The organism is Vibrio sp. V39_P1S14PM300, from assembly GCF_009904765.1.
GTDB lineage: Bacteria > Pseudomonadota > Gammaproteobacteria > Enterobacterales > Vibrionaceae > Vibrio > Vibrio proteolyticus.
Genome location: NZ_WXWP01000407.1, coordinates 1 through 4,043, shown reverse-complemented (window position 1 = coordinate 4,043; position 4,043 = coordinate 1). Strand labels below are relative to the sequence as shown.

Below are 4,043 nucleotides of genomic sequence, written 5' to 3'. Positions count from 1 at the left end.
AAATTGGTCTTGGGTTATCGGCCACATCGGTCATCGAACTCGCTGGTGCTGGGTTAACCTTAGATGCTAAGAAATTTCTCGATTTTTCAACAGAGGATGTCATTGCCTTAACAATAGATGAAAAGGATGCTGACAATCAATCCGCTCAGCTATCGGCGCTGATTCATCGTTATCATCTGTTAACCAATATTGAACTAAGCACAGTCACGAGCGTGATTGAACAAAGCCAGCTGCCTCTTCCAATACACTGGACTGTTGGACTCAAAGATAGGGTGAACTGCTATCGCTGTTTAAACTATGCAGGCAGAGTCATGCCAGTAAAAAGTAGTGTGATGAAAGAGGCGAGTAAATGGGCACTATCCCGAGCGCAAACATTAACCGAATTTGGTCATTACTACTGCGTCTACCTACGTTTTGTCACAAGTAATAATAATGGAGCGCAAGTTTCCAGTGAGTCGATTAATCAAGCGGTCGATGCATTAACTTCAGTGGCTCTGGAATGTTTGGATTGCCCATTAGTAACTTTTGAATTAGATGACAAAAATCTGCAGAGCGCCTTCGGACAGTGGGTGGATTCAGGGAATGCTTTAGGTTTTAGCAACTTGGCATCAGGGTTACTAAGTATCGTTATGAACATCGACTTACGTGCTAAAGGTGCTTTAGAACCAGAAGCTGCGCGATACTTACAGCAGCTGAAAACCCTGTTATGCGAAAAGTTGGCTAATGATACTTACATTAGCCAGGCTGGCCAGTGTCGCCATTACGTCTACTCACTTCCCGAGCGCGAAATAGTGGTGAATGTTGACGAAATAGGTTGTTTGAGCATTTATAGCGATTTACCGACGGGGACCTCTGCTTCCTCCCAGACATTATCGATTAACTGAGGTGCGAGATGAAATTCAATGCTCAAAACCAGGCTTTGAGTGATAAGACGATGACGAATGGCAGCCAGTACAACAATGGCAACACGGGAACGGCAAGTAATGCCCCCACTTACGATAGGCAAAGTGCGATGAAAAGACTTGCTGAAATGTCACTGCCTGCTGATACACAGACGATGATGTTAAACGTTGATGCGGTGATTGCCGATGCTATGCAAACCATCAACGACTCATTGAAGCGGTCATCAGAGCTTATTGACAGTGGGCGTCAACAGCTTATGCAACAACACCCTTCGTTATCACAAGCCTACGAACGAAACGGCTTTCGTGAAGACACTGAGGCGGCGCAATCCCATGAGCCAGAAAACAATGCTGAGGCAGACGCTAACTCTCTCCACGCTCTCAATGAACAGGCCAGTCAAAGGTTCCGCGATCTTGCTCAAAATTATGAGAGCACAGCGGCGATAACCCAACAAGACAGTCAGAAGCATGTCATGGATAAACACGCTTACCTGACTCAATCAGCTTTTGACATGCAGCAGCAGATGCTCGCCAAGCAGCAAAGTTACCAGAATCAGTTGCTAGGGATGGATGATCCAGCGATGAACGTGTTGAAAGATGAGGCGAAACACGCCCAGCCACAGAGTGATGTGACCAACAACCTTGATCAATAACTGAATTCGAACCCAATAGGTAAGACGATGATTCCATTAGAACGTTATAACGTCGAGTTAAGTGCCGATATAGAAGTGAAACAGGCAGCAGCAACCCAGCAGATGAAAGAGCTGGTTGAGCGCTTAAGTAATGCGCCTAAATACCATACGTTGACGAAACAAGATCGCTACTTGCTATCTAAAGAAGCCTATGCTCCTGATCTCGTTAACAACCTAGTTGTCATGACTCAACGTGATCACAGCTCGTCGTCTTCACAACATGATCATCTCGCTGTGGGGTTCAACTATGCAGCCTTCGACCCTGCGTTGTACAGTGACAAAGCAATCATAGATGCGTTCAAACGCGCATCTCATGGATGTTGTTGTTATTGCGAAAGCTTTTTATTGCCCACAGGCGGTGGGGAAGTAAGCCATTATCGGCCTGTGGCTCTTCTGGACCAAAAAGACACTGGCAGAGGCGACAGTACCCAAACTTACTCGCCATACTCCGAGCTGGCTTACGAACAAACGAATTTAGTCTTTATCTGCCATGAATGTAACCGTAACAAAGCAGGGCATTTTCCTGTGAAGGATAAGCGATTTCCTAATGTGACCATCGCTCAGGAGAAAGCGTTATTGGTTGACCCGTATCAAGAGAGCCCCAGAAGCTATATTCGTTTTAATCCATACAATGGTCACGCGTATCCATTTGATGAAGTGTGTGCCTTCTATAAAGAGATGCACAATAAGGACGCTTCAGAAGTAGAAAAGCTTGTTTGGCAAACCCCTGGGGCCATCCCAAGCCAGTTTACGTCCAGCGGCAAGCTGATCACCGACGATAAAACGCAGCAGCAATACGAAGATTGGCGCGCCCATAACCAGTCTGACAACCCACAGTTTAAAGGTGTGCATACCATTGAGGTCATTGGCCTTAATAGGTCTGCTCTGGTGTTAGCTAGGCTGGCAACGGTTTCTTCCATCATGGATGGTGATATTAACAACGACGACAAAAGCATAAAACCAGTCACAACAGAAGAAGTCACGACACTGGCTTATCGAAGCATCGCTATTGACGCTCTAGAAACCAATCAGCGAAACAACACATACAGTGATAAAGCAAAGCCAAAAAACAAAGCAGGGGAATACGTAGAGACTAAATCTATGTCCGAGACAACCAGCCTGATGGCAAAAGAAATACCGACAATGCCAGTTTGGCTTCGATCGTGCCTGAGCTATTTAGTATTGGAGTCTGAGTTAACACAATCTGACAGAAGGCGGCTGGTTTACTTGTGCAGTGAAGACAAGGTGTATGGTGGAACCGACACAGAAAAGTGTGTGTTCTTACCGATCGACTGGCAGCAAGATTTCGAACAGGTGATCAAAGTAAAGTCGCATCGAAATATTTGGGAAGCGAGCTTTACCGAATTAGCGCAAACGCGTCCGCACGAATTAATCACCTTGTTCGCCAACAACGATGTGTGGGTAGAAGGCCCCTTCACTCCACTTGCCTAGCAAACTCATAGCCGGCTGAAAACATGCAGCCTACTAGAGGACTCGCCACCTATGGCGTTTTAACTCAATGATCATCCAAGGAGCTAACAATGAGTCAAGAAAACCAACAAGTAAATGCGCAGCAACAAGTCGTTCAACAGGAGCAAGCAGCGACCAGAGCGGTGGAATACACCGATGACATGGTGGCACAACAAATTTTCTCCTCCAGTAACGTGGCACAAGCTGTTACAGAAGCCGAGCAACAGGCCATGCAAGCTGTTATGGCAACTGAGTCGTAGATCCCGCGCCATTATTGGCAATGAAAATATGACAGCAGTAGCCTGCAGTACATATTTATCGCCCTCTTCATCGCAATAACTCCTGGCCATGCGTGAAGAGGGTTTTTTTATACAGCCCATTCGTCCACCAACACTTCCAACCCGGTCCCAATTAATACCAAACGCAGCGCAACATTTACCAAGAGCGCACAGAGAAACCGGCATAAAGTGAATACATAACAAGGTAAAAGGTTCCGCTATGAGAGGTTAAGTCAATGAAAACGCAGCAATACTTAACGCGAATAAAGCCGCTTCAATATGGATCTCATCACAGACGTGTGTTGGTGCAACGAGCGATAAATAGTGCGGCTTCGCCATGCGTTAAAGTAGCCACCAAACCACTGCCTGTATGCCTGCGCCAAGGGATGGAGCGCATCTCGGGCGTCAACTTGCAACGTGTGCGAGTGCATTACAACTCCCACAAGCCATCGCAAGTTCAGGCACAGGCCTATGCACAGGGGGAAGACATTTACCTCGCCCCAGGTCAAGAGCGCCACCTGCCACACGAACTCGGCCACGTCGTACAGCAAAAAGTGGGCATGGTCGAGCCAACGATGGACGTCAATGGTGTCGCGGTAAACGATGATCCAAGGCTAGAACAACATGCGACTGAGCTTGGTGAGATGGCGGTTAGGGTTGGGGGGAACTGGCTTCCTATATGTCGTTAAAGGGCTTTTAAC

5 protein-coding genes are annotated in these 4,043 nt (G+C 46.9%); all 5 read left to right on the top strand.

Features of this window, described 5'->3' with window-relative positions; genetic code table 11:
• Positions 1 to 884 (top strand): hypothetical protein (locus tag CAG65_RS21395; RefSeq protein ID WP_161454914.1); only part of this gene is annotated, 884 nt, incomplete at its 5' end.
• 8 nt (positions 885 to 892) lie between these two features.
• A complete protein-coding gene (locus tag CAG65_RS21390) occupies positions 893 to 1,555 on the top strand; it encodes a hypothetical protein (protein WP_161454913.1) in 663 nt (220 codons plus the stop codon).
• Between the two features lie 27 nt (positions 1,556 to 1,582).
• Positions 1,583 to 3,046 (top strand): HNH endonuclease, encoded by a 1,464-nt coding sequence (locus CAG65_RS21385; RefSeq protein WP_161454912.1) that lies wholly within the window; start codon positions 1,583 to 1,585, stop codon positions 3,044 to 3,046.
• 89 nt (positions 3,047 to 3,135) lie between these two features.
• Complete coding sequence (locus CAG65_RS21380; protein ID WP_161454911.1) at positions 3,136 to 3,324, top strand: hypothetical protein; 189 nt, start codon at positions 3,136 to 3,138, stop codon at positions 3,322 to 3,324.
• A gap of 323 nt (positions 3,325 to 3,647) precedes the next feature.
• The gene (locus CAG65_RS21375) at positions 3,648 to 4,031 is read left to right on the top strand and encodes an eCIS core domain-containing protein (protein ID WP_337247574.1); all 384 of its coding nucleotides are present in this window, start codon (positions 3,648 to 3,650) and stop codon (positions 4,029 to 4,031) included.
• Positions 4,032 to 4,043 lie beyond the last annotated feature (12 nt).